The sequence below is a fragment of the Pseudomonas sp. NPDC087804 genome (genome assembly GCF_044742965.1).
GTDB lineage: Bacteria > Pseudomonadota > Gammaproteobacteria > Pseudomonadales > Pseudomonadaceae > Aquipseudomonas > Aquipseudomonas rustica.
In genome coordinates this window covers 1133757-1156691 of sequence record NZ_JBIUVN010000001.1, presented here as the reverse complement: position 1 = coordinate 1156691, position 22935 = coordinate 1133757, and the positions used below count along the sequence as shown (strand labels likewise).

The window sequence follows — 22935 nt, the reverse complement described above, 5'->3', positions numbered from 1 at the left end:
CAAAAACCTCTAGGAAAGTGGATCGATGGCGCTCAATGGCGCGTCGGCGCTGTATTCATCGGCGAACGGAATGGACGGCTGGAACAGGGTTTTCCAGTCCGGCCGGGTAAACGCGCGGTCGCTGTGGCTGCGCATGAGTTTTTCGTATTGAAGTTGGGCCTGACGTTGCAGGGCGGGGTAGTCGACGCCGGTGACCTGACCGTCGTGCATCACACAACGACCGTCGATGTAACTGGCGACGCAATCGTCGCCGCGCCCGGCCAGCAGCAAGTTTTTCAAAGGGTCGAACAATGGCCCCAGATGAAGGCCGCGCAGACTGAATACGGTGATGTCGGCTTTGGCGCCGGGGGCCAGTCGACCGAGGTCATCGCGACCCAACGCCCGCGCGCCACCGAGGGTCGCGGCGTTATACAGATCGAGGCTGCTGGTCAACGCCGAGCCGCCCTCCATCAGCCGTGCAATGTTCAAACCGTGGCGCATGTTTTCCAGCAGATCCGCCGGCCAGGTGTCGGTGCCGAGGGCGAAGTTGATGCCCTTGGCGCGGTAGCGACCGAATGAATTCAACGCCTCGCCATCGCGGGCAAACACCAACGGGCAATGCACCAGACTCGCGCCGCCGTCGATCAGCCGTTGCAAATCATCGTCGCCAGCGGTGTAGATGCCGTGCGGCAGCAGACTGCGTGGCGTGAGCAAGTCCAGTTGCTGCAACCACTCTAGCGGTGACGCGCCGCGCAATTGCTCAACCATCGCCACTTCGCTGAGCGCCTGGCAGCAATGCAGACGCATCGGCGCATTCAGTTCGCGGCTCAGCGCGGCGGTGCGTTGCAGCAATGCCGGTGTGCAGGTCTGGATGCGATCCGGCAGCAGCGCGCCACGAATCAAACCGTCATGGGCGCCGTCGAAATCCTTGAAAAAGCGTTCGGCCGCATCCAGTCCGGCCAGCCCGCGAGCTTCATCCCAGTGATGGGCGAGGGTACCGTCGGCCTGCCAGTAACTCATGCCGCTCATGTAGCAGGGGCCGAGGTAAGTGCGTAAACCGAGTTCACCGGCAACATCGGCGACGGCGGCAAATTCGTCGTAGGTTTCCGCCCACTCGCGGTAGTACATCGAGGTGATCGGCATGGCCGTGGTGATGCCGTTGCGGATCAACTGGGTGAAGGCGTAGCGGTATTTGAAAACTTCTTCGTCGGCGCTGTATGTCTCACGCGGGCCGGCGTTCAGATACTCGGACGACCACATGCGGCCCATGGCGCGTTCGTCGCCGTTGTCCAGCGTCAACACCGTGGAGTCGAGATCGCCCAGCGCATCCAGGTCGATGAAGCCGGGACCGATCAACGCGTTGCCGTAGTCGATCCACTGATCCACCGCCCCGGCATAACCGCGCCCGACGAATTCGATACGGGAACCCGAAAACACCACTTCACCGTCGCGCCACAGCACATGCTGCGCGCCGTCGAAACCAACCACGCAACTGGCCTTGAGACCGATGCGTTTCACAGACGGCTGCTCAGCAAGCGGCCACCTTCGGCGATCAACGCGCCACCGCGATAGACCTGACGCAACGGCCGCGCCACGACCGCTTCACCCAGCGTCTCAACCGGCATCAGCAAGAAGTCCGCACGCTGACCGAGCGCAAAACCGTAATCCTCAATACCCAGCGCCCGCGCACCATTTACCGTGGCCGCCTCGAAAGCCGCCGCCAGCTCATCGTCCTTGCCCAGATCAAAGCGAAACGCCAACAACATCGCCCGTTCGAGCATGTCGCCATTGCCCATCGGCGACCACGCATCGCGAATGCCGTCGGAACCCAGGCAGACATTGACGCCGACCTCACGCAACGCGAGAAACGGCGGCACAGCGGTGTCGGCCGGCGCCGAACTCATCAGCGAAATCCCTAGCGCCGCCAAGCGCTCGGCGACCGGTTTGACCTGGCTCCACGGCAACATGCCGAGGCAGTAGGCGTGGCTGATCATCACCCGGTTTTGCAGGTTGAAACGCTCGGTGTAATCAGCGATCAGCGCGATTTGCCACAGGCCCAGCTCACCTTTGTCGTGCAGGTGAATATCGACGCCACGGCCGAATTCAGCCGAGAGTTTGAAAACGAAATCGAGCTGCGCGATCGGATCGTTGTCGATGCCGCACGGGTCGAGCCCGCCGACGTTTTCCACGCCCAACGCCATTGCTTCACGCATCAATTCGGCGGTACCGGGGCGGCTGATCAAACCGGTTTGCGGGAACACCACCAGTTGCAGGTCGATCAGGTCTTTGTAGCGTTCGCGCAATTGCTGCATGGCTTCGACGTGACGCAGACCGAATTCCGGGTCGATGTCGACGTGGCAGCGCATGGTCAGCGAACCACGGGCGATGCAATTCTCCAGCAGGGCACCGGCGCGTTCGGCGATGGGCGCGTTGACTTCACGGAGGATGCGGCGCTCGTTGCTGATGTAGTCCTTGAGCGTCGGCCCGGCGCTGTTTGGGCGCCAGGGTTGGCCGTAGAGGGTTTTGTCGAGGTGGACGTGGCTTTCGACCAGCGCGGCGGTGAGGAGTTGGTGTTGGCCGTCGATATCGGTGGCGGACAGCGGCGAATTGCTGGCCGGACGGCGCTGAGTGAAGCGGCCGGTTTCGATGAGCAGGTCTTCGGCGGCGGCGCCGTAGGGGCGCACGTTGCGTAGCCAGTGTGGCTGGGTCATACAAACCTCATTCAGGTCTTTGGATTTTTTCCCTCACCCTAGCCCTCTCCCGGAGGGAGAGGGGACTGAATGGGGGATATTGGAGAGATACACCGACTTGGAATATTTGCTTTGAATCCATAGTCGACTGGTCGTTTCAGGTCGGCGTATGGCGCAAGACACCTCGGTCAGTCCCCTCTACCTCTGGGAGAGGGCTAGGGTGAGGGCAGCGGTCTCGGATCAACCCTTAAGCTTCGACCAAATCCGATCCTGCAGCTCCCGCGCCTTGTTGCTGCATTCCTTCTCCGGCCGCAGACGCGAGGCGTACTCCTCCGGCATGTTGATCGCGTCCATCACCTTCCACTTCGGATCCAGCAACGAATCGCTCTGAATCCCGTTGGCGTAAGCAATGGCGTTCGACACGGCAGCGGCGTTCTCCGGCTTCATCATCCAGTCGATAAAAATCTTCGCGTTGCCCGGATGCGGGGCGCTTTTCGGTACGGCGAAGTTGTCCTGGAACATCGCCACGCCTTCACGCGGATAGACGTACTTGATCGTGCTCTTCTGCAAGGTCGCCCGCGCGGTCGAGCCGTTCCAGTTCTGCATCATGATCACCTCGCCCGAGGCCATGCGGTCGACGGTGTTGTCGGAGCTGTACATCTTCAAAAACGGCTTCTGCTTTTGCAGCAATTCCAGAATGCGTTTGGCGTCCTGCGGGTTTTCGCTGCATTCGTCGACGTTCAGGTAATGGCTGGCGGCGTTGATCACGCTGCTCGACGTATCCAGCGCGGCGAGTTGGCCTTGCAGCTCTTTGCGCGGTTCGAAGAACTCTTTCCACGAGTCATCCAGTTTGCCGCCGGGCACCCGCGCGCTGTCGTAGGAAAACCCGGTGGTGCCCCACAAATACGGCGCCGAGAACTTGCGCCCCGGATCGAAACTCGGATCGCGGAACGGTCCTTTGACGTACTGAAAATTGCTCAGGGTAGGCGTGTCGATTTCCATCAACAGATCCTGCTTGATCAACGTCTGCATGATCGACTGCGACGGCACGATCACGTCATACGCGGCGCCGCCGGCCTGCAATTTCGCGAGCAAAGTTTCGTTGCTGTCGTAACCGTCCATGGTCACCTTGATCCCGGTTTCCTTCTCGAACTTGGCCAACAATTCGACCGGGTAGTAATCGGTCCAGTTGTAGAAAAACAGCTCTTTCGGTTCGGCGGCGTGGGCGCTGAACGCGGTGAAACAACTCAGGGCCAGACCGGACATTGCCAACCGCATGCTTTTGATTTTCATGAACAGAGCGCTCCAGATTTATTGTTGTTTACCGCGTTGGCCCAGCCAGAAGGCCAGCACCACCAGGACAATCGAGATCAGCAGCATCAGCGTCGAGATCGCGTTGATCTCCGGGGTCACGCCAGCCTTGATCGCCGAGAAGATGTACACCGGCAACGTCGTCGAACCCGGGCCGGCGACGAAGAAGGTCATGATGAAATCGTCGAGGCTGACCACGAACGCCAGCACCGCACCGGACAACACCGCCGGCCACAGCAGCGGCAAGGTCACGCGGCGAAACACCTGCCACGGATTGGCGTACAGATCGTTCGCCGCTTCCAGCAGGCTCTTGTCCAGATCGTTGAGCCGCGCACGGATCGGCAGATAAGCGAAGGGAATGCAGAAGCCGATGTGCGCGACGATCACCGTGAGCAAACCGAGCTTGATGCCGAGCGCCATGAACAGCAGCAACGTCGCCACCGCCGTGACGATTTCCGGCAGGATCAGCGGCAGGTTGATGCCGCCCTCGACCATTTTCTGCCCGTAGAACGGCCGGTACGTCGCCAGCGCCGCGAGCAGCGCAATTGCCGTGGCGCAGACCGTGGCAATGGTTGCGACGATGATCGAATTCAGCGCCGCCGTCTGAATCGACGGGTTGGCCAGAATCCGTCCGTACCAGGCAAAGGAAAACTCGGTCCACACCGTCGCCGAACGGTTGGCGTTGAAGCTGTAAGCGATCAACACGAAGATCGGCAGGTACAGATAGGCGAGGATCAGCAGGCTGATTTCGCGGGTGCCCGGGAGTTTTTTCAGGTGCAGGGAAATCATGCTTTCGCCCCCCGATGGATGGTCTTCGCCGCGCGGCGGCTGTACAGCGCATAGAGCACCAGCGACACCAGCAGAATCGCCAGCAACAGGAACGACAGCGAACTGCCCAGTGGCCAGTTGCGCGCCGTGCCGAACTGTTGCTGGATCAGGTTGCCGATCATCAGCGTTTTGCCGCCACCGAGAATCGCCGGAGTGATGAACGCGCCGAGGCTCGGCACAAACACCAGCAACGCACCGGCGATCACACCGGGCATCGACAGCGGCAGAATGATCCGGCGCAACGCGTGCCAACGATTCGCCCCGAGGTCGTAAGCGGCTTCGACCAGACGCCAGTCGAGTTTTTCCAGCGTCGAATAGATCGGCAGAATCATGAACGGCAGGAAGCTGTAGACCAGACCGACACTCACCGCGAAATCGTTGTAGAGCAGGGTGATGCCGCCGGCGCTGGGGAACAGCGCGTTAAGGCTTTGCGCAACCCAACCGTGTTCGCGGAGGATGATCAGCCACGCGTAGTTGCGGATCAGCAGGTTAGTCCAGAACGGAATGGTGATCAGCAACACCATCAAATTGCGCCGGCGCGGGGTCAGGCTCGACATCCACAACGCCACCGGAAACCCGAACAGGAAACACAACACGGTGGTGCCACCGGCCTGCAGCACCGAGCGAAGCAACGCTTGGGCATAGACCCAGTTCAGTTCCAGTTCACCGTCAAAACCTTCCTGAAAAAACAGCTGCACGTAGCTTTGCAGTTGCCATGGCGCTTGCCAGTCGACGCCGCCGTAAGTATTGCGCGGTAGCAGGCTGATGTAGCCCATGATCCCCAGCGGAATGGCGATCAGGGCGAGCAGGGTCAACACCACCGGGCTGAGCAACAGCGCGCGGTTGAGGGCAGGGGAAGTGCTGCTGACGCTCATCTCAGGCCTCCATCAACAGGCAGGCGTGCGGCGGCAGGTGCACGGCAACGCGTTCGCCAACTGCGCGGCCAGGATTCAAGCCCTCGTTGTTTTCGCGCAGCATGACTTTGATGTCGTTGTTCAGCCGGCACTGGTACAGCGTCGCCGTGCCGACATACAGCACAGCTTCAATGACCCCGCGCAGGTGATGCGGCTGGCTGGCGTCGACCAGTTGCGAGCGCTCCGGGCGAAACGCCAGTTGCACGCTGCTGCCGGCGAAGCTCTGCTGCTGACAAGGGATTTCGATTGGCAAGCCGTTGGGCACGAAGAGTTTTTCGTTGTGTTCGCCGTGCTTGAGCTGGCCGGGCAAGAAGTTGATATCGCCGATAAACTGCGCGACGAAACGGTGTTTGGGGTGTTCGTAGATATCGGTCGGGGTGCCGATCTGCAGGATCTTGCCGGCCGACATCACCGCAATGCGATCGGACAAGGTCAGCGCTTCTTCCTGATCGTGGGTGACGAAAATGAAGGTGATCCCGGCTTCTTTCTGTACGCGCTTGAGTTCGACCTGCATTTCTTTGCGCAACTTGAGGTCAAGCGCCGACAACGGCTCGTCGAGCAACAGCACTTTCGGTTTCGGCGCCAAGGCCCGGGCCAGAGCCACGCGCTGCTGTTGGCCGCCGGACAATTCCGCGGGTTTGCGCCCGGCCAGATGCTCCATTTGCACCAGCGCGAGCATTTCGTTGACGCGATCCGGAATCAACTTGCGATCAAGACCCTGCATCTCGAGGCCGAAGGCGATATTCTGCGCCACACTCATGTGCGGAAACAGCGCGTAACTCTGGAACACCGTGTTGACCCGGCGCTTGAATGGCGGCAGATCGTTGACCGGTTCACCGGCCAAACGAATCTCGCCTTCACTGACGTGCTCGAAGCCGGCGATGGTGCGCAGCAGGGTGGTTTTGCCGCAGCCCGAAGGGCCGAGCAGGGTAAAGAATTCGTTGTCGGCGATGTTCACCGAAACATTGTCGAGGGCCGGCGCGAGGCCTGGATCATCAGAGTATCGTTTTGAGACGTTGCGCACTTCAATTGCTATTGGTTGACCCATATTGGTGCAATCCTCTATTTATTGTATGCAATATCTGAATGCAATTTAGAAATACCCGGATTAATCTGCGTGTGCAACCCCCTTTTTCTTTGGCCAGCGATCGCCAGGGGTTGGTTGCCCGACGCTAAAGGAGTGTTTGAATGACCGAGAAGAAACTGGAAACCACGGTCGACCGCGTCTACCAAGGGGTTTACGAGGCGATCAGCAAGCGCTCGTTGCGCCCGGGGATGAAGCTGGGCGAGGCCTCATTGGCCGATTTATTCAATGTCAGCCGCACGTCGGTTCGCGCCGCGTTGAAGCAATTGGAGGCCGACGGCCTGGTTACCACCGAGCCCAACAAAGGTGCGTCGGTGTCATTGCCGAGCAACGAAGAGATCCGTTCGCTGTTCGAAACCCGCCGGCTGATCGAGATCGGCATCGTCACTGAACTGTGCCGACGCAAGGACAGCGCGGCGATGCAGGACTTGCGTGAACATTTATTGCTGGAAGACGAAGCACACGCTGCCGGTGACCACGAACGGTTGATTCATCTGCTCGGCGAGTTCCACATCAAACTGGCGCGCAGCCTCAACAACCCGGTGTTGCTCGACTGGTTCCAGAAGCTGATCTCGCGCGCCTCGCTGTATGCCGCCGCACTGGACGACGACAGCCATGAAGTGTGCCGCGATGACGAACACCTGCGCCTGATCGAATACATCGAGGCTGGCAATCAGAGCGCTGCCATCGAGCTGACCTGCATGCATTTGAACGGCATCGAAAAAGCCATTCTCGACGTCGCCGCGAAGATGAAAACTGGCTACCATCCGCTCAAGCACCTGATCGGGGTCTAGTCTCCGAGCGGGGACGAAATCGGCTATACCTCTTATGAAACCAATACGACTGAAGACGCTCGAAACAGACGGGCGTCGCGTCGTTCTGGCGTCGCGATTTATCGGGCAACCACCACAGGACACCGAGTCAGTCGATGCAGTTTTTATCCGATAGCCACGGCTGTGATGGCTGGCAAGGCGAAATGGCCGAACGTATCCGCGCGTTCGACTGGAGCCACACTGAACTGGGCCCACTGAATACCTGGCCTGCGAGCCTGTGCAGCGCGGTGCAATTGATGCTGGCCTCGCCGCTGCCGATGGTCATGCTCTGGGGCCATGCCGGCTACATGATCTACAACGACGCCTATTCGGAATTTGCCGGTGGCCGCCATCCGTATCTGCTCGGCTCCCCCGTGGAGTTGGGCTGGCCAGAAGTTGCCGATTTCAACCGCCATGTAGTCGACACGTGCCTGGCCGGCGGTACCTTGTCGTTTCGCAACAAGGCGCTGGTACTGCTGCGCGATGGTGTCCCCGAGGAGGTTTGGCTCGATCTCTATTACAGTCCCGTTTCCAATGATGCCGGAGCGCCTGCCGGGGTGATGGCAATGGTGGTGGAAACCACCGAGTTCGTGATTTCCGAAAGACTGCGTCAAGAGGCCGAAAACGCCTATCGCGCCGATAACGAACGCGTGCGTCTGGCATTGAATGCGGGGGCGTTGGTTGGTTCATTCGTGTGGGACGTGAAAAACAACCGACTGTCCGCGGATGAGCGTTTTGCCCGCACGTTCTCCTACCCGCCGGATCAGGATCTGAGCAATTTGTCTCAGGACGTTGCCGAGTCGCGCATCCACCCGGATGACTTCGACTGGGTGCAGGAACGAGTCACCCGGTGCGTGCAGACCGGCGAACCATACAACGCCGAATATCGGGTTCGTCGCGGCGACGGTAGCTATTTCTGGGTGCTGGCCAGCGGCGCTTGCCAGTTCAACGAGAACGGCGAACCGCTGCGCTTCCCCGGCGTACTGATCGACATTCATGAGCGCAAGATAGCCGAAGAGTCTCTGCTCAAATTTACCCGCAATCTTGAACAGCGCGTCGCCAATGAAGTCGAGGCACGCCTGGCGGCTGAGGAACAATTGCGCCAGTCGCAGAAGCTTGAATCGATTGGCGGCCTCACTGGCGGCGTTGCCCACGACTTCAATAACCTGCTGCAAGTGATCGCCGGCAATCTGCATTTACTCGCCCGGCATGAGCCTGATAACGCCAACGTGCAGCGCCGCGTCAGTGCTTCGCTGGCGGCGGTCGAGCGTGGCGCCAAACTGTCTTCGCAACTGCTCGCGTTCGCGCGCCGGCAACCGTTGTCGCCGGCGGTGTGCAATCCGCAGCAGATTTTCGATGGCGTCGGCGAATTGCTCCAGCGCGCACTGGGCGAAACCATTCAGATTGATGTGCAATTACCGGCAGAGCCGTGGCACATCAACGTCGACCGCAATCAATTGGAAAACGCCATTCTCAATCTGGCGATCAACGCCCGCGATGCGATGAAGGGCGAGGGCACCATTGGTTTGAGTGCCGCCAACGTTCGGCTCGACAGCGAGTTTTGCGCGGGTAAAGGCATCGTCCCCGGCGAGTTTGTGCGCGTGGCGGTGAGCGATACCGGCGCCGGTATTCCTGCGCAGATACTTGAGCAAGTGTTTGAACCGTTCTTCACCACCAAGGCTGACGGCCAAGGCACGGGGCTGGGTTTGAGCATGGTCTTTGGTTTCGTCAAACAGAGTGGCGGGCATGTCGAGATTGCCAGCCAGGTCGGCGAGGGCACGCGGGTGCAGTTGTATTTCCCGCGCAGTCTGCGGCCGGTTCGCGATGAGGCTCCGAGTGTGGAGAATCTGCAGGGCGGCGGGCACGAGACGATTCTGGTGGTCGAGGACAACGACGCCGTGCGTGCCTCGGCGGTCGAGTTGCTGCGCGAGGAAGGCTATCGCGTGTTGACGGCCGGTAACGGCGATGTGGCGATGCAGATGTTGCTGGAAGGGATCGAGGTGGATCTGATCTTTACCGACGTGGTCATGCCGGGGTTGATCAAGAGTTCGGATCTGGCGGCGTGGGCCAAAGTGCAGATACCGGCGGTGGCGGTGCTGTTCACCTCCGGGCACACCCGCGACATCATCTCGCGCAATCACCAGTTGAGCCCGGACACGCATTTGCTGAGCAAGCCGTACAGCCCGGAAGCGATGTTGCAGATGATTCGTGCGGTGCTTAATGCTTGACTGGGACAGAACCTTGAGCCTACTCGAGCTCTGTAGGGAGTTACCTGTGGCGAGGGGATTTATCCCCGTTCGGCTGCGCAGCAGTCGTAAATCCTGAGAATGCGGTTCAACTGGAAAAATGCAGGGGAGCGCTTCGCACTCCAACGGGGATAAATCCCCTCGCCACAATGAACTCCGCAATCAATGAGGCCTCATTAGTCATAGACGTTTTTTCTGTTCTTCGATCAAGGCCCGCCAATGACTTCCAAGCGTAATTCGAAAGCGCCCGCCGGCATGGTTCGTGTGCGGGGCGCGCGTGAACACAACCTGAAGAACGTCGACATCGACATCCCCCGCGATGCGCTGGTGGTGTTCACTGGCGTGTCCGGCTCGGGCAAATCCTCGCTGGCATTCTCGACCTTGTACGCCGAAGCCCAGCGCCGCTACTTCGAATCCGTCGCACCCTACGCGAGAAGGCTGATCGATCAGGTCGGCGTGCCCGATGTCGATTCCATCGAGGGCCTGCCGCCCGCCGTGGCCCTGCAACAACAGCGCGGCACGCCAAGCACGCGGTCTTCAGTGGGCAGCGTGACCACATTGTCGAGCCTGATTCGCATGCTCTATTCGCGCGCCGGCAGTTACCCGCCGGGGCAGGCGATGCTGTACGCCGAAGACTTTTCGCCGAACACCCCGCAGGGCGCGTGCCCTGACTGCCATGGCCTCGGCCGGGTCTATGAAGTCACTGAAGCGCTGATGGTGCCCGATCCGAACCTGACCATCCGCCAGCGCGCTGTGGCCTCCTGGCCGCTGGCGTGGCAAGGGCAGAACCTGCGCGACATCCTCGTGACGATGGGCATCGACGTCGACATTCCGTGGAAGAAACTGCCGAAAAAGCAGCGCGACTGGATTCTCTTCACCGAAGAAACCCCGACCGTGCCGGTGTACGCCGGGCTGACCCCGGAAGAAACCCGCGTCGCCCTCAAGCGCAAAATGGAGCCGAGCTACCAGGGCACCTTCACCGGCGCGCGTCGCTACATCCTGCACACGTTTACCCATTCGCAAAGTGCGCTGATGAAGAAGCGTGTTTCGCAATTCATGCTCGGCAGTCCTTGCCCGTTATGTGACGGCAAACGCCTTAAGCGTGAAGCGTTGTCGGTGACCTTTGCCGGGTACGACATTGGTGAGTTGTCGCAGATGCCGTTGCTGCAAGTGGCCGAGGTGCTGCGACCGGTAGCTGCGGCGAGCTATCTGCAGCACGCCGAGGAAACCGGCGAAACCCTGAGCCATGCGCAAACCCGCGAGGCTCGTCAGCAAAGGGTGGCCCACGGCGGCAGTGGTCACGCGAGTGCGCCGGATGTGCGGCACACGCCGAACCTGTCGCTGGAGAAGCGTCTGGCGGCGCAGCGCATTGCCGAAGATCTGCTGGAGCGCGTCAGCACCTTAACCGATCTGGGACTCGGCTATCTGGCGCTGGAGCGCAGCACGCCGACGTTGTCGTCCGGTGAGTTGCAACGCTTGCGCCTGGCGACGCAACTGGGCTCGCAGTTGTTCGGCGTGATCTATGTGCTGGATGAACCTTCTGCCGGTTTGCATCCAGCGGATGGCGAGGCGTTGTTCGAGGCTTTGCAGCGGCTGAAGGCGGACGGCAACACGCTGTTCGTGGTCGAGCATGATCTGGAAACCATGCGCCGCGCTGACTGGTTGATCGACGTAGGCCCGGCGGCGGGCGAGAAGGGCGGACAGGTGTTGTACAGCGGCCCTCCGGCGGGATTGGCCGATATTAAAGAGTCGCAAACCCGCGCTTATCTGTTTGCTGAAACCCAGCGACAAACTCGCGCTGCGCGCAAGCCGACGGCGTGGCTGAAACTTGATGGCATCACCCGCAATAACCTCAACAACCTCAGTGCTGAATTTCCCTTGGGCTGTTTTACCTCGGTCACCGGTGTCTCCGGCTCGGGCAAGTCGAGTCTGGTCAGTCAGGCATTGCTCGAACTGGTCGGCGCGCAACTGGGGCGGCCGACGGTTGAAAGCGAAGCGGAAGAGCTCAGCCTCGAAGACGATGCGCCGCAGCTCAGTACCGGCCAGGTCACGGCTGGACTGGAGTCGATCAAACGGCTGGTACAAGTTGATCAGAAACCCATCGGCCGCACACCGCGCTCCAATCTGGCGACCTACACCGGGCTGTTCGACAACGTGCGCAAGCTGTTCGCCGCCACCCCCGAGGCGCGCGCGGCGGGGTACGACGCCGGGCAGTTTTCTTTCAACGTCGCCAAGGGCCGTTGCGCCACGTGCGAGGGTGAAGGGTTTGTCAGTGTGGAATTGTTGTTTATGCCGAGCGTGTATGCGCCGTGCCCGACCTGTCATGGCGCGCGATACAACCCGCAGACGCTGGCGGTGCTGTGGGAGGGTTTGAGCATCGCGCAGGTGCTGCAATTGACGGTCGATGAAGCGGTGACGGTGTTTGCCGGGCAGCCGGGGATTCGTCGCTCGCTGGAAGTGCTGCGCGATATTGGCCTCGGATATTTGCGCCTCGGGCAACCGGCCACAGAGTTGTCCGGCGGTGAAGCACAGCGGATCAAACTGGCTACCGAGTTGCAACGCAATCAACGCGGCGCGACGTTGTATGTGCTCGATGAACCGACCACAGGATTGCATCCGCGCGATGTTGACCGGTTGCTGGAGCAGCTCGATACGCTGGTGACGGCGGGTCATACGGTGATTGTGGTCGAGCACGAAATGCGCGTGGTCGCGCAGAGTGACTGGGTGATCGACATCGGCCCGGGTGCGGGCGATCAGGGCGGCAGGATTGTGGTGGCGGGCACGCCGCAGAAAGTTGCGGCGAGCAAGAAGAGCAAGACTGCGCCGTTTTTGGCCCGCGCGTTGAGCCGGTAAACACACATAACCCTGTGGGAGCGGGCTTGCTCGCGAATGTGGTGGATCAGTCCATAAATGAATTGACTGATCCACCGCTTTCGCGAGCAAGCCCGCTCCCACATTGGTTAGTGTTAAGCCCGCAAACTCAGCTACTCAGGCGCCGTCGAGGGTGCGGCTTACTTTGTCGAGCAGTTCGCTGATCTCCCACAGGTTTTGGCGTTGTATGCGGAATATCTGTACACACAAAACAACTGTGGGAGCGAGCTTGCTCGCGAAAGCGGTGGATCAGTCAATTCAGCTATCTACTGAAAAACCGCATTCGCGAGCAAGCCCGCTCCCACATTGGTTGGTGTTAAGCCCGTAAACTCAGCTACTCAGGCACCGTCGAGGGTGCGGCGGACTTTGTCGAGCAGTTCGCTGATCTGGAATGGTTTGACCAGCATGTCCATGCCTGTCCCGAGAAACACCTGCCGATTGATCGCCGTTTCCGCATACCCGGTCATAAACAGGATCGGCAAACCCTCACGCCAGCCCCGCGCCACGTCCGCCAGTTCCCGCCCGCTCATGCGCGGTAAACCGACATCCGTCAGCAGCAGGTTGATCGACGCATCGTTCTGCAATCGCTCCAGCGCCGTTTCGATATCCGCCGCCTGCGTACAGCGATAACCGGCATCCTCCAGCACTTCAGTGACAAACATCCGCACCGACGGCATGTCCTCGACGATCAGCACATGCTCACCGGTGCCCTGCGGATCGACCACCGGTGCCGGAATGTCAGCACCGGTCGGATCGCTGGTCGCCGGCAACATGATTGTCACTTCGGTGCCACGTCGTGCCACGCTGCGAATGTGCGCATCGCCACCGGACTGGCGGGCGAAACCGTAAATCGTCGACAACCCCAACCCTGTGCCCTGGCCCAGCGGTTTGGTGGTGAAGAACGGATCGAAGACCTTGTCGATCACGTTGTGCTCAATGCCCGTGCCGTCATCGCGCACCGACAGGGCGACGTAAGCGCCATCGGCCAGGTTCGGATCGCCATGGGAATAAGCCGCGTAAGTGTTGACCCAGACATTACCGCCCGACGGCAGCGCATCGCGGGCGTTGATCACCAGATTGAGCACCGCACTTTCCAGTTGCACCGGGTCGACCAGCGCAATCGCCGGTTTGCTGGTCAGCTCAAGCTTGAGGTTGATGCGTTCGCCGATGGTGCGGGTCAGCAGTTCTTCCAGCGAACGCACATGCTCGTTGATGTCCACCGGGCGTGTGTCCAGCGGTTGCTGACGGGCGAAGGCCAGCAAGCGATGGGTGAGGGCGGCGGCGCTCATTGCCGAGCTGAGTGCCGCTTTGGCGTAGAACTGCACTTTTTCCGGTCGATCGTCAGCCACGCGTTTCTGAATCAATTCCAGGCTGGTGATAATACCGGTCAGCAGGTTGTTGAAGTCGTGGGCGATGCCGCCGGTAAGTTTGCCCAGCGCATCCATTTTCTGCACTTGCAGTAACTGCGATTCGGCACGCACACGCTCGGCGACTTCCTTGGCCAGTTGCGTGGTGGTGTCGTCCAGTCGCGCCAGGTGCGAGCGTTCGCGATGACGGTGTTCGGTGACGTCTTCGACGAACACCAGGCTCAGCTCCGGCGTGCGGTACGGCGAAATCTGCCATTCAGTCTCGCGAAGCTCACCGAGCACGCGCATGTTCAGCGTGCCTTTCCAGCGTTCGCCATCGACCAGGCGCAGGCGCAGTTCGTTGAGGATTGCGCTTTGATCGTCGGCGAAGCATTCGCGCAGGGTTTGCGGATCCTGATTGTCAAGAATCAGCTGAGCGAAGGCGTGATTACATTCATGCACTTTCAAATGCGCATCAAGCACGGCAATCGGTGCCGACACGTTGGCGAAAATCTCGCGGAATCGCGCCTCGCTCTCACGCAGGGCGTTTTCGGTGTCGCGCACTCGCAGCAGCGTGCGCAGGGTCGCGAGCAACACGTCCGGGTCGACCGGGTGAATCAAGTAAGCATCGGCGCCGGCATCAAGGCCGGTGATGATGTCGCCGGTCTGGATCGAGGCGGCGGACACGTGGATCACTGGCAGCAACGCGGTGCGCGCATCGGCACGCAAGATGCGCACAATGTCGAAACCGCTCATGTCCGGCAGGTTGACGTCGAGGATCAGCGCATCCAGCGGTTCGCTCTCGATCAACGCCAGTCCGTCAGTCCCGGTGCCGGCCTCCAGCACTTGGTAGTCGTGGCGTTCCAGACGCCGGCGCAGGGCGTAGCGGGTGGCGACGTTGTCGTCGACGATCAACAGGCGGATGTCACGTTTCATCGACGTTCTCCAGAGCGATCGCCAGCGGAATGATCACGAAGAAGGTCGAACCGACCCCCGGCGTGCTTTCCAGTCCGACTTCACCGCCCAGCAGGGCCGCGAAGCGTTTGCACAGCGACAGGCCCAGCCCGGTGCCGCGCAGACGTTTCTGCAACGGCGAGTCGACCTGGGAAAAGTCCTCGAACAATGCGCCATGCAGCTCGGCAGCGATACCAATACCGGTGTCGCTGACGGCAAAACGTACTTTGTCGATGCCTTCCAGCCGCGCCGACACCCGCACTTCGCCACGGGTGGTGAACTTCAGCGAGTTGGAAATGAAGTTGCGCAGGATCTGCGCGAGTTTCTTGTCATCGGTATACAGCCGTGGCAGGCCGACCGGTTCTTCGAAAATCAGATCGACCGCCGAAGCATCGACAATCGGCCGGAACATCCCGCGCAGTGCCGAGAACAGGTCGAACATGTCGAACCACGCCGGGGAAATAGTGATGCGCCCGGCCTCGATTTTCGCCAGATCGAGCAAGTCATCGACCATGTCGCTGAGCTCGCGGGCGGCAGTGCTGACGAACGCGACTTGTTTGTGCTGCTCAGGGCTGAGCGGGCCGTCGAGTTCATCGGCGAGCAGGCTGTTGATGCTCAGGATCGAGCCCAGCGGCGTGCGGAACTCGTGGCTCATGTACGACAGAAAACGGCTCTTCAAGTCCGAGGCCTGGCGCAGCTCCTCAGCCTGAATATCAAGTTCGGCGTACAGGGCCAGCACGCCCTGGTTGGTTTCATCGAGCTCTTCGCGCAGGGCCGCGGTTTCGCTCTGCAATTGCGCAATCAGCGCGGCCTGTTCGGCGCTGTTGAGAATCGGCGACTCAGCCATGGGCGGCCTCCAGGGCAACGACCAGCACCGTTACATCGTCGCGCCCGCGACAGAAGTCGCGGTGCAGGACGCTGGCTATCACGGCGGGATGGCGGTGCACCAGGCCGGGGTAGTCTTGAAGGTTCCAACGGGACTGCAAGCCGTCGCTGTACATGATCAATAGATGTCCGTTCACGTGAGCATAGTCAAAGGGTCGGGCTTTCCGGTATTGCACGCCAACAATGCCTGGGTGCGAGGCCAGCCCGCGGGATTTGTCGGCGGAGATCAGGCTGGCGCCAATGTTGCCGACGCCGGCAAAAGTCAGACTGTCGCGCAGCGCGTTGAACTGGGTAAACGCGACAGCGCCGCCACGGCTGCCGATCATGTCGCGATGCATGTCCTCCATCAGCATGACCGGTTCGGCGAACGGCGTCAGGGCGAAGGTTTCGGCGCCTGCAAGGCCGGCGCGTTCGGCTTCTTCGCCATGGCCCAGACCGTCGATGATCAATGCACTGATGTTGCCGTCCTCATAGGCCAGGTGCCAGACGTCGCCGCACGCGGGATCGTTGTGCAGCGAGTGCTGGCTGACACCGAAGCGAATGTCGGGCGCCCGGTCAGCGCGCGGATACAGTCGCGCCAACAGCACGGCGCCACGGTTATCGGCGTACACATCAAACACTTCGGCCTGGCGCGAAATCGAGCCGAGACCGATGCCTTGGGTGCCGCCGGTGGAGAAGCCGTCGGCCAGACAAGCCTCCAGATCAAAACCCTGGGCGCGATCCACGGCGAGCATTTCGATGCCGAAACCATCAGGGCGCGGCAACACCCGCAAGTGCATTTCACCGTGGCTGGCGTGCTTGAGTATGTTGCTGGCCAACTCTGTCGCCACCAGTGCAACACGCCCCGCATCGCGTTCATCGAAGCCATGCCGTTCGGCCAATTGCTGCGCGGTACGCCGTGCGTAGCCGATCTGGCTGCTGTCCTCGATCGGCAGCACCTGGGTCAGGCTGGAGCGGATATTCATGTCCATCGGGTAATCGTTATTCGAGTGCCTTTGCCGGGTTCGGTGTCGAGTTCGAACTCTTCGACCAGCCGTTTAGCACCGGTCAGGCCCAGCCCCATGCCGCTACCTGAGGTCCAGCCATCGGTCATCGCCAGTTTCAAGTCGGGAATGCCCGGGCCTTCATCGCGGAAGGTCAGGCGCAGACCGACCTTGTGATCCTCGTCGAGAATCTGCCAGTCCATGTCGCCGCCACCACCGTAGACCATGGTGTTACGCGCCAGCTCGCTGACCGCCGTGACCATTTTGGTCAGGTCGATCAGGCGCATGCCGCACTCGGTGGCGAGCTTGCGCGCGGTCTGACGCGCGAGTACCACGTCTTGCTCGATATGGATCGGTTGAGTACCGCTACTGCGCACGGTCATTGTTGCAATACTCGTTCTCGCAGCAGTTTCATCCCTCGCTCGACGTTCAGCGCGGTGCTCACGCCGGGCAAGGTCATGCCGAGTTCAACCAGGGTGATCGCGACGGCGGGCTGCATGCCGACCAACACGGTTTCGGCGTCCATGATTTTCGACAGGCCGGAAATCGTGCCGATCATCCGGCCGATGAACGAGTCGACCATGTCCAGCGCCGAGATGTCGATCAACACCCCGCGCGCCGAGGTTTTGCTGATGCGTTCGGACAAATCGTCCTGCAGGGTGAGGGCGAGTTGGTCATGCATGTCGACCTGAATGGTCACCAGCAGAAAGTCGCCCATCTGAAGAATCGGGATACGTTCCATGCTTAAGCCGTCTTGACGAGGCTGATACCCAGACGGGTCAGGGCCAGTTTCAACGCGTCTGCCAGGTTGGCTTTGGTGACCACGCCTTGCAGGTCGAGGCCAAGGTGGACGATGGTTTGCGCGATTTGCGGACGCACGCCGCTGATGATGCAGTCAGCGCCCATCAGACGAATCGCGGTGACGGTTTTCAGCAGATGCTGGGCAACCAGGGTGTCGACCGTCGGCACGCCGGTGATGTCGATGATGGCGATTTCCGAGCCGGTGTCGACGATGCGTTGCAGCAGCGATTCCATCACCACTTGCGTGCGCTGCGAATCGAGCGTGCCGATCATCGGCAGCGCCAAAACGCCGTCCCACAGCTTGACCACCGGGGTCGACAGCTCCAGCAGTTCTTCCTGCTGACGCTTGATCACCGCTTCACGGGATTTCTGGAACGTGCGGATGGTGTGCATGCCGAACGCGTCGAGCAGCTCGGAGATTTCCCAGAGTTGTTCGGCGAGCAGCGCCGGTTGTTCTTTGTAGTGAGCTTGCAGCAGGTTAAACAGCGGGCCTTTGAGGGCGAAAATGAAGCTGGCGGTTTGCTGCGAATCCTGGCCAAGCAGGGCGCGACTGTGCGAGAGCTTTTCGAGGAACTGGCGGGTGGCTTCCCAGCCCGGCGTGGCGATGTTGGTGCCGTTGTCGTTCTCGAGACCGCTGACCACCAGTTGCAGAAATTCGGAGGTTTGTTGCTGCAGGTCGTGTTCTTTCAGATTGCGCGTGGAACCGCTGGCTTGCAGGCCGTTGATCCATTCGCTCAGCAGTTGCGTTTGCTTGTTTTTCATCGCATCGAGTGTGCTGTTCTGCAGTGCTGCCATGTGCCTGTTGCTCCGTAACGAATTTGGGGCCGATTCGATAAAAATTGATCGGCGCGAAGACATCGACATTTGCCGTTCTAAATAGTTGTTCGATCCCGCCAGGATATTTTTGATCTGGCGCAACGAACACCCCGGTAACTCTAGTCGGCGTGACGGGGAGTGGAGATGTTTTGAACGTTGACGTGGTGCAGGCTTCGAATCTTCAAGGCCCGGCTGGTTTCAGTCGCGCTTGCTTTGACGAACGAGGTGATTATGAACGAGCAAACCAATCCGCAACAGAATCAATCCTCCGAACCGATCAACCGTAACGATCCGGCAATCGATCCGCAAGTGCCGGGGCAGCCTGCGCCGACGCAGCAGCAGGGTGAGGATGGCCAGGCGCAAAGCGCCGATCCGGCGGTGGATCAGAAGAACAAGCATACGGACAATGACAACGAGTTCAGCCCGGGGTTTGAGCCTAAGCCGGATCGTGCGGAGCCCGGGGAGGAGACGGATGCGGATATTGATACGGATGGGGGTTGAGGTTGGGCGTAAATGATGAGGCCGCATCTTTTGGATGCGGCTTTTTTCGCTTGGATTTGGTGGTGGGGCTTGAATCGATCCCCCTCACCCCAGCCCTCTCCCCCAAGGGGGCGAGGGGAAAGGGAGCTGATCTTTGTGCTGTTCAAAATCTGAGTTCGACTCTGGATTTCGATACTTGAACCTGAGTTAGCGTCTGGATCATGAGCTCGATGCAGACCTTTCAGGTCGACGTACCTCGAACATTCAACTCGGTCGGCCCCCTCTCCCTGCGGGAGAGGGCTGGGGTAAAGCTTCTACTTGCTAGGATGCTTGGCCTGCAGATCTTTGGCCGCCGCCAGATGTTTCTCCAGCCCCGGCAACATTTTCTGCGCAAACGCTTTCAATTCAGTCGCGCCCTTGACCTTGTCATCCGTCACGGTATTCGCCTGTTTCTTGAACAGCTCAATGGTCTCTTCGTGCGCCTTCACCTGATTGTTGGCGTAGGCCGCATCAAACGACTCATCACGCATGTCGAGGATTTTTTCCTTGGCCTGTTTGACCAGCGTCGTGGTGTCCGGCACTTCGATATCGTGGGCCTTGGCAATGCTCGCCAGCTCATCGTTAGCCTTGCCATGGTCAGTGATCATCATGTTGGCAAACGCTTTGATGTCGGCCGATGAGCTCTTTTCCAGGGCCAGGCGACTCGCTTCGATTTCAGCGATACCACCGGCGGCGGCGTTATCGACGAAGTCATTGTCGGTCGCGGCGAAAGCGCTGCCCATACCGGTGCTCAAAGCGACAGCCAAAAACAGATGACGCAAGTTGAATCCGTCCATTGGTGTATCTCCACGCAGGTTTTTGTTGGTGATACTCAATGGAGGCAGCGCGACGTTTAAAGGTTTTATCGCATTTGCGACAGGGCGACGAACGGGCACCGCTGGTCTGACAGGTGGTCGACAGAACGCCCCAACCGAGGCCATTCTGATAACTGGCCAGCGCAATCGGTCGCGCGGGCCAGCCGATCAATTGACGGAGGTGTTCCATGCCGGTGACTCATGACTTGTTACAGGATTTGAAGCTTACGAAGGAAGAGATCCAGCAAAAACGCACCGCGGATCCACATCTGGACGCACTGATCAACAAGTATTCCCAGGCAGACGCCGATGTAGTCAAGGCCGAGACGGCGACCTCGGACGCGCCCAGCGATGACACGCTGAAAAAACTCAAAGAGAAACGCTTGCAGGTCAAAGACAAGATTGTCGAGCAATTGCAGGCGCGATCCTGAAGGCGGGTTGATCCGCCGACCATCGGTTGCGGATTGACTGGAACGAGAGCCCCGACCGGCACCTCGAATGTTCAGAGTCTTCAATCATCGACTCTTTGCGAGGTGCCTTATGAACGATCCCAAATTCCCCAGTGAAGAGCAGGGCGCTTTTGACCCGGTTCCGACGCATCCTGAGCCGAATAGCCCGGCGCACACGACGGCTAATCCGGAAGAGCCGGATGAGGATTTGCCGGAAGACGAAGATCCCGACAAATTCGATAAATCCAGTAACTGACTGACGCCTTCGCGGGCAAGCCTTGCTCCTACAGATGATTGCAATTCAACTGTAGGAGCAAGGCTTGCCCGCGAAGGCGTCTATCTATTCAACAAAAATCCACCAGATTCACTTCAACGCCGCATCCAACGACATCCGCGCCATATGCGTCGCCTTCAACGACCCAAAATACAACCACTGCCCATACTCCCTAACCGTGGTAATCGGCGAATAATTGCCATCGCTGGCATCCTGCAGATTGGCAATCACCTTGCCGTCCAGATCCAGCCCCAGCACAAACCCGCGCTTGTCCACCGGCGCCGGCACCAGCTTCAACGCCCGCACGATCATCTTGCGCAGGAACGGATGCCCCGCCGTGGCGTCCAGCAGCGTATTGCGCGGCGCATACAGCGCTACCCAAAACCGGTCACGGCCATTGAACGCGAGGTTGTCCGGCAACCCCGGCAGATTTTCGATAAACAGGTCGTGAGTCCGGGCTTTCGGCCCGGTCAGCCAGTAGCGGCTGATGCGATAAGCCCCGGTTTCATTGACCAGCACATAGGCGTCGTCCGGGCCGAGGGTCACGCCGTTGGCGAACTCCAGTTTGTCCAGCAACACGCTGGTCTTGCCGGTTTGAAAGTCATAGCGCAGCAAACGCCCGTCGCCGCCGTGCTCGATGATCGCCTCGCCGTCATGGCCGTAACCCCAACGGCTGCTCGCATCGCTGAAATAGGCGAAATGCCCGGGCGCATCGATCGCCACATCATCGGTGAAACCGAAGGCCAGGCCATTGGCGGCGGTGGTCAGCGGGATCAATTGCCCTTGCGCATCCAGCGACAGCAAGCCTTTCACCCCGTCGGCAATGACCAGCATGCCGTTCGGATGCCGAGCCAATCCCAGCGGACGCCCGCCGGTATCGGCCAGCACTTGGCGCTGCGTGCCATCGAGGCTGGTGCGGATCAGTCGGCCGTCATGCAGGCCGGTGATCAGGAAATCCTCCTCCAGCAGCAGCGCCTCCGGGCCTTCGATATCGCTCGGCCCGACTTGCGCTGCGCCTTTGAGTTTCTGGTTCTCGGCGAAGGGGCCTTCTTTCAGCGATGGCGCGAGCTGCGGCGACCAGGCGACCGGTTCGATTTTGGTCGGCATCAGCAGTAAATATCCGATGACGATGACGAGCAGTAACAACACAACGTGCCGCACCTTCACGCGCTGGCCCTCGCCGAAGCCAAGTGCTGAGCAGCCATGTCGCGCAAGGCCAACATCGACGCCGCCGATTCGCGATCAATCCGGCGTTTGAGCAGCAGGTGATTGGCGATGCGCATCCCCAAACCTTCAAAGCGATAATCCAGCGTGCGCACAAACCGCGTGCCGTTACCTTCGGCCGCGCACTCATACGTCAGCAGCAACGACAAGCCATGATCACTTTGAGCCCGCGCGCACCAGCGGCGGCCCGGCAGGTATTCGGTGACCTCCCAGCGCAAATGCCCTGCGCGACCTCCGGCATGAATATCCTCTTCGAAACGCGAGCCGGCATGCAGCGGGCCGTGTGCACCGTCGATCTTCAGCGACGACGGATGCCACTCCGGCCAGCGGTTGACGCTGGCGGCGTAGGCGAGCACGGCAATCGGCTCGCCGGCGATATCGATCTGGTGCTGCAGGCGGGTCATGGGCATTGTCGAATAGCTCAAAGGGGCGGGTTCCGACTCCCAGTAAAGGGTGCCGAACAGGTAGTCCATCAGCGGAAAAACGATATTGAAATTACGTTCCTGCATGCGTTCTCGACGATGATGCAGTTCGTGCAAACGGCGCATCTGCCGGATCCACGGCAATCGTGTCAGCGGGTTGTTCGGCGGCAGGTGTTCGCAGGCGTGAAACACTTCGTAAGTCAGATAACCGAGCACCATGCACCCGGCGAAGAGCCCGGCAACGTTGGCGTTCACCTGCGCGATCAGCCACCACAGCGGCAGGGTGATCACCAGCGTGTGAATGACGATCAGCCATGCCGGGAACAGAATCACCCGCCAGTCGCGGGCGCTGTCATAGGTCATGTGGCCGGGGGTGAAGAAACTGTGATGATCGCCGGCATGCCGGGCGTAGAACATTTTCGCGAAGGCTTTTTTATGATGGCCGAGGTGGCGATGCACCATGTACACGCCGAAGTTGAACAGCAACAGGCTCAACGGCACAGTGAGCCATTCCAGCGGCCGCACTTGCTGCACGGTGCCCCAGAACCCGACGATGGCCAGCACGCCGAACAGCAGCACGAAAACCCCGTGCAGCCACGGGTTGTAGCGCGGATGAATGGCCGCACGGTAGCGGCTGCGAAATGCCTCGGTGGTCTGCCTCACTGCGTTCACCTGCGGGTATCGTTGTTATACCCGGCAGCGTAGCCGATCC

Annotated in this window: 21 protein-coding genes; 6 read left to right on the top strand and 15 right to left on the bottom strand. The window is 60.1% G+C overall.

Features of this window, described 5'->3' with window-relative positions; translation table 11 throughout:
* Positions 1-9: 9 nt before the first annotated feature.
* The 6 genes from ACIOMO_RS04995 to ACIOMO_RS04970 all read right to left on the bottom strand — a co-directional run bounded on the left by ACIOMO_RS04995 (position 10) and on the right by ACIOMO_RS04970 (position 6770).
* Positions 10-1497, bottom strand: coding sequence for an amidohydrolase family protein (locus ACIOMO_RS04995; protein WP_401238631.1), 1488 nt, complete (start codon positions 1495-1497; stop codon positions 10-12).
* Complete coding sequence (locus ACIOMO_RS04990; protein ID WP_401238628.1) at positions 1494-2690, bottom strand: amidohydrolase family protein; 1197 nt, start codon at positions 2688-2690, stop codon at positions 1494-1496. The genes ACIOMO_RS04995 and ACIOMO_RS04990 overlap by 4 nt, the downstream gene beginning before the upstream one ends.
* 219 nt (positions 2691-2909) lie before the next feature.
* Complete coding sequence (locus tag ACIOMO_RS04985) at positions 2910-3962, bottom strand: extracellular solute-binding protein (protein ID WP_212544530.1); 1053 nt, start codon at positions 3960-3962, stop codon at positions 2910-2912.
* An 18-nt stretch (positions 3963-3980) separates the two neighbouring features.
* Complete coding sequence (locus ACIOMO_RS04980) at positions 3981-4769, bottom strand: ABC transporter permease (protein ID WP_053120891.1); 789 nt, start codon at positions 4767-4769, stop codon at positions 3981-3983.
* Positions 4766-5683: an ABC transporter permease gene (locus ACIOMO_RS04975; RefSeq protein WP_053120890.1), complete on the bottom strand. Its 918-nt coding sequence runs from the start codon at positions 5681-5683 to the stop codon at positions 4766-4768. Before ACIOMO_RS04975 ends, ACIOMO_RS04980 begins: the two co-directional genes overlap by 4 nt.
* 1 nt (position 5684) lies before the next feature.
* On the bottom strand, positions 5685-6770 hold the full coding sequence (locus tag ACIOMO_RS04970) for an ABC transporter ATP-binding protein (RefSeq protein ID WP_282357894.1): 1086 nt from the start codon (positions 6768-6770) through the stop codon (positions 5685-5687).
* 140 nt (positions 6771-6910) lie between these two features.
* On the opposite strand from ACIOMO_RS04970, the gene ACIOMO_RS04965 reads away from it, so the two are divergent.
* The 3 genes from ACIOMO_RS04965 to ACIOMO_RS04955 all read left to right on the top strand — a co-directional run bounded on the left by ACIOMO_RS04965 (position 6911) and on the right by ACIOMO_RS04955 (position 12717).
* Positions 6911-7600, top strand: coding sequence for a GntR family transcriptional regulator (locus ACIOMO_RS04965; RefSeq protein ID WP_053120886.1), 690 nt, complete (start codon positions 6911-6913; stop codon positions 7598-7600).
* Between the two features lie 134 nt (positions 7601-7734).
* Positions 7735-9846 carry an ATP-binding protein gene (locus ACIOMO_RS04960; protein WP_401238623.1) on the top strand — a complete coding sequence of 704 codons (2112 nt, stop codon included), beginning with the start codon at positions 7735-7737 and terminating at the stop codon, positions 9844-9846.
* A 237-nt stretch (positions 9847-10083) separates the two neighbouring features.
* Complete coding sequence (locus ACIOMO_RS04955; protein WP_401238620.1) at positions 10084-12717, top strand: excinuclease ABC subunit A; 2634 nt, start codon at positions 10084-10086, stop codon at positions 12715-12717.
* Positions 12718-13073: 356 nt separating this feature from the next.
* Here the strand turns inward: ACIOMO_RS04955 and ACIOMO_RS04950 are convergent, their stop codons facing one another.
* From ACIOMO_RS04950 to ACIOMO_RS04925, 6 genes are read right to left on the bottom strand one after another with little or no spacing between them, the layout of a single operon-like run.
* Complete coding sequence (locus tag ACIOMO_RS04950; protein ID WP_282357890.1) at positions 13074-15017, bottom strand: response regulator; 1944 nt, start codon at positions 15015-15017, stop codon at positions 13074-13076.
* On the bottom strand, positions 15007-15882 hold the full coding sequence (locus tag ACIOMO_RS04945; protein ID WP_053120878.1) for a sensor histidine kinase KdpD: 876 nt from the start codon (positions 15880-15882) through the stop codon (positions 15007-15009). Before ACIOMO_RS04945 ends, ACIOMO_RS04950 begins: the two co-directional genes overlap by 11 nt.
* Positions 15875-16885, bottom strand: a complete 1011-nt coding sequence (locus ACIOMO_RS04940; protein WP_282357899.1) for an ATP-binding protein — start codon at positions 16883-16885, stop codon at positions 15875-15877. The genes ACIOMO_RS04945 and ACIOMO_RS04940 overlap by 8 nt, the downstream gene beginning before the upstream one ends.
* Entirely contained in the window at positions 16882-17286 is a 405-nt protein-coding gene (locus ACIOMO_RS04935; protein ID WP_008084828.1) for an anti-sigma regulatory factor, read from the bottom strand. The genes ACIOMO_RS04940 and ACIOMO_RS04935 overlap by 4 nt, the downstream gene beginning before the upstream one ends.
* Entirely contained in the window at positions 17283-17645 is a 363-nt protein-coding gene (locus ACIOMO_RS04930) for an STAS domain-containing protein (protein WP_034155679.1), read from the bottom strand. Before ACIOMO_RS04930 ends, ACIOMO_RS04935 begins: the two co-directional genes overlap by 4 nt.
* Positions 17646-17647: 2 nt before the next feature.
* Positions 17648-18499, bottom strand: a complete 852-nt coding sequence (locus tag ACIOMO_RS04925) for an STAS domain-containing protein (protein WP_053120876.1) — start codon at positions 18497-18499, stop codon at positions 17648-17650.
* Between the two features lie 252 nt (positions 18500-18751).
* Here ACIOMO_RS04925 and ACIOMO_RS04920 point away from each other — a divergent pair, with 252 nt between their 5' ends.
* Positions 18752-19021, top strand: coding sequence for a hypothetical protein (locus ACIOMO_RS04920; protein ID WP_053120874.1), 270 nt, complete (start codon positions 18752-18754; stop codon positions 19019-19021).
* Positions 19022-19314: 293 nt separating this feature from the next.
* On the opposite strand, the gene ACIOMO_RS04915 is transcribed toward ACIOMO_RS04920, so the two are convergent.
* On the bottom strand, positions 19315-19836 hold the full coding sequence (locus tag ACIOMO_RS04915; protein WP_401238615.1) for a DUF4142 domain-containing protein: 522 nt from the start codon (positions 19834-19836) through the stop codon (positions 19315-19317).
* Between the two features lie 206 nt (positions 19837-20042).
* On the opposite strand from ACIOMO_RS04915, the gene ACIOMO_RS04910 reads away from it, so the two are divergent.
* Positions 20043-20285 carry a YdcH family protein gene (locus ACIOMO_RS04910; RefSeq protein WP_053120870.1) on the top strand — a complete coding sequence of 81 codons (243 nt, stop codon included), beginning with the start codon at positions 20043-20045 and terminating at the stop codon, positions 20283-20285.
* Positions 20286-20394: 109 nt separating this feature from the next.
* Entirely contained in the window at positions 20395-20559 is a 165-nt protein-coding gene (locus ACIOMO_RS04905) for a hypothetical protein (RefSeq protein ID WP_007912545.1), read from the top strand.
* A gap of 108 nt (positions 20560-20667) precedes the next feature.
* On the opposite strand, the gene ACIOMO_RS04900 is transcribed toward ACIOMO_RS04905, so the two are convergent.
* Positions 20668-21684, bottom strand: a complete 1017-nt coding sequence (locus tag ACIOMO_RS04900; protein WP_401239436.1) for an SMP-30/gluconolactonase/LRE family protein — start codon at positions 21682-21684, stop codon at positions 20668-20670.
* A gap of 56 nt (positions 21685-21740) precedes the next feature.
* Positions 21741-22886 carry an SRPBCC family protein gene (locus ACIOMO_RS04895; RefSeq protein WP_401238612.1) on the bottom strand — a complete coding sequence of 382 codons (1146 nt, stop codon included), beginning with the start codon at positions 22884-22886 and terminating at the stop codon, positions 21741-21743.
* Between the last annotated feature and the right edge of the window lie 49 nt (positions 22887-22935).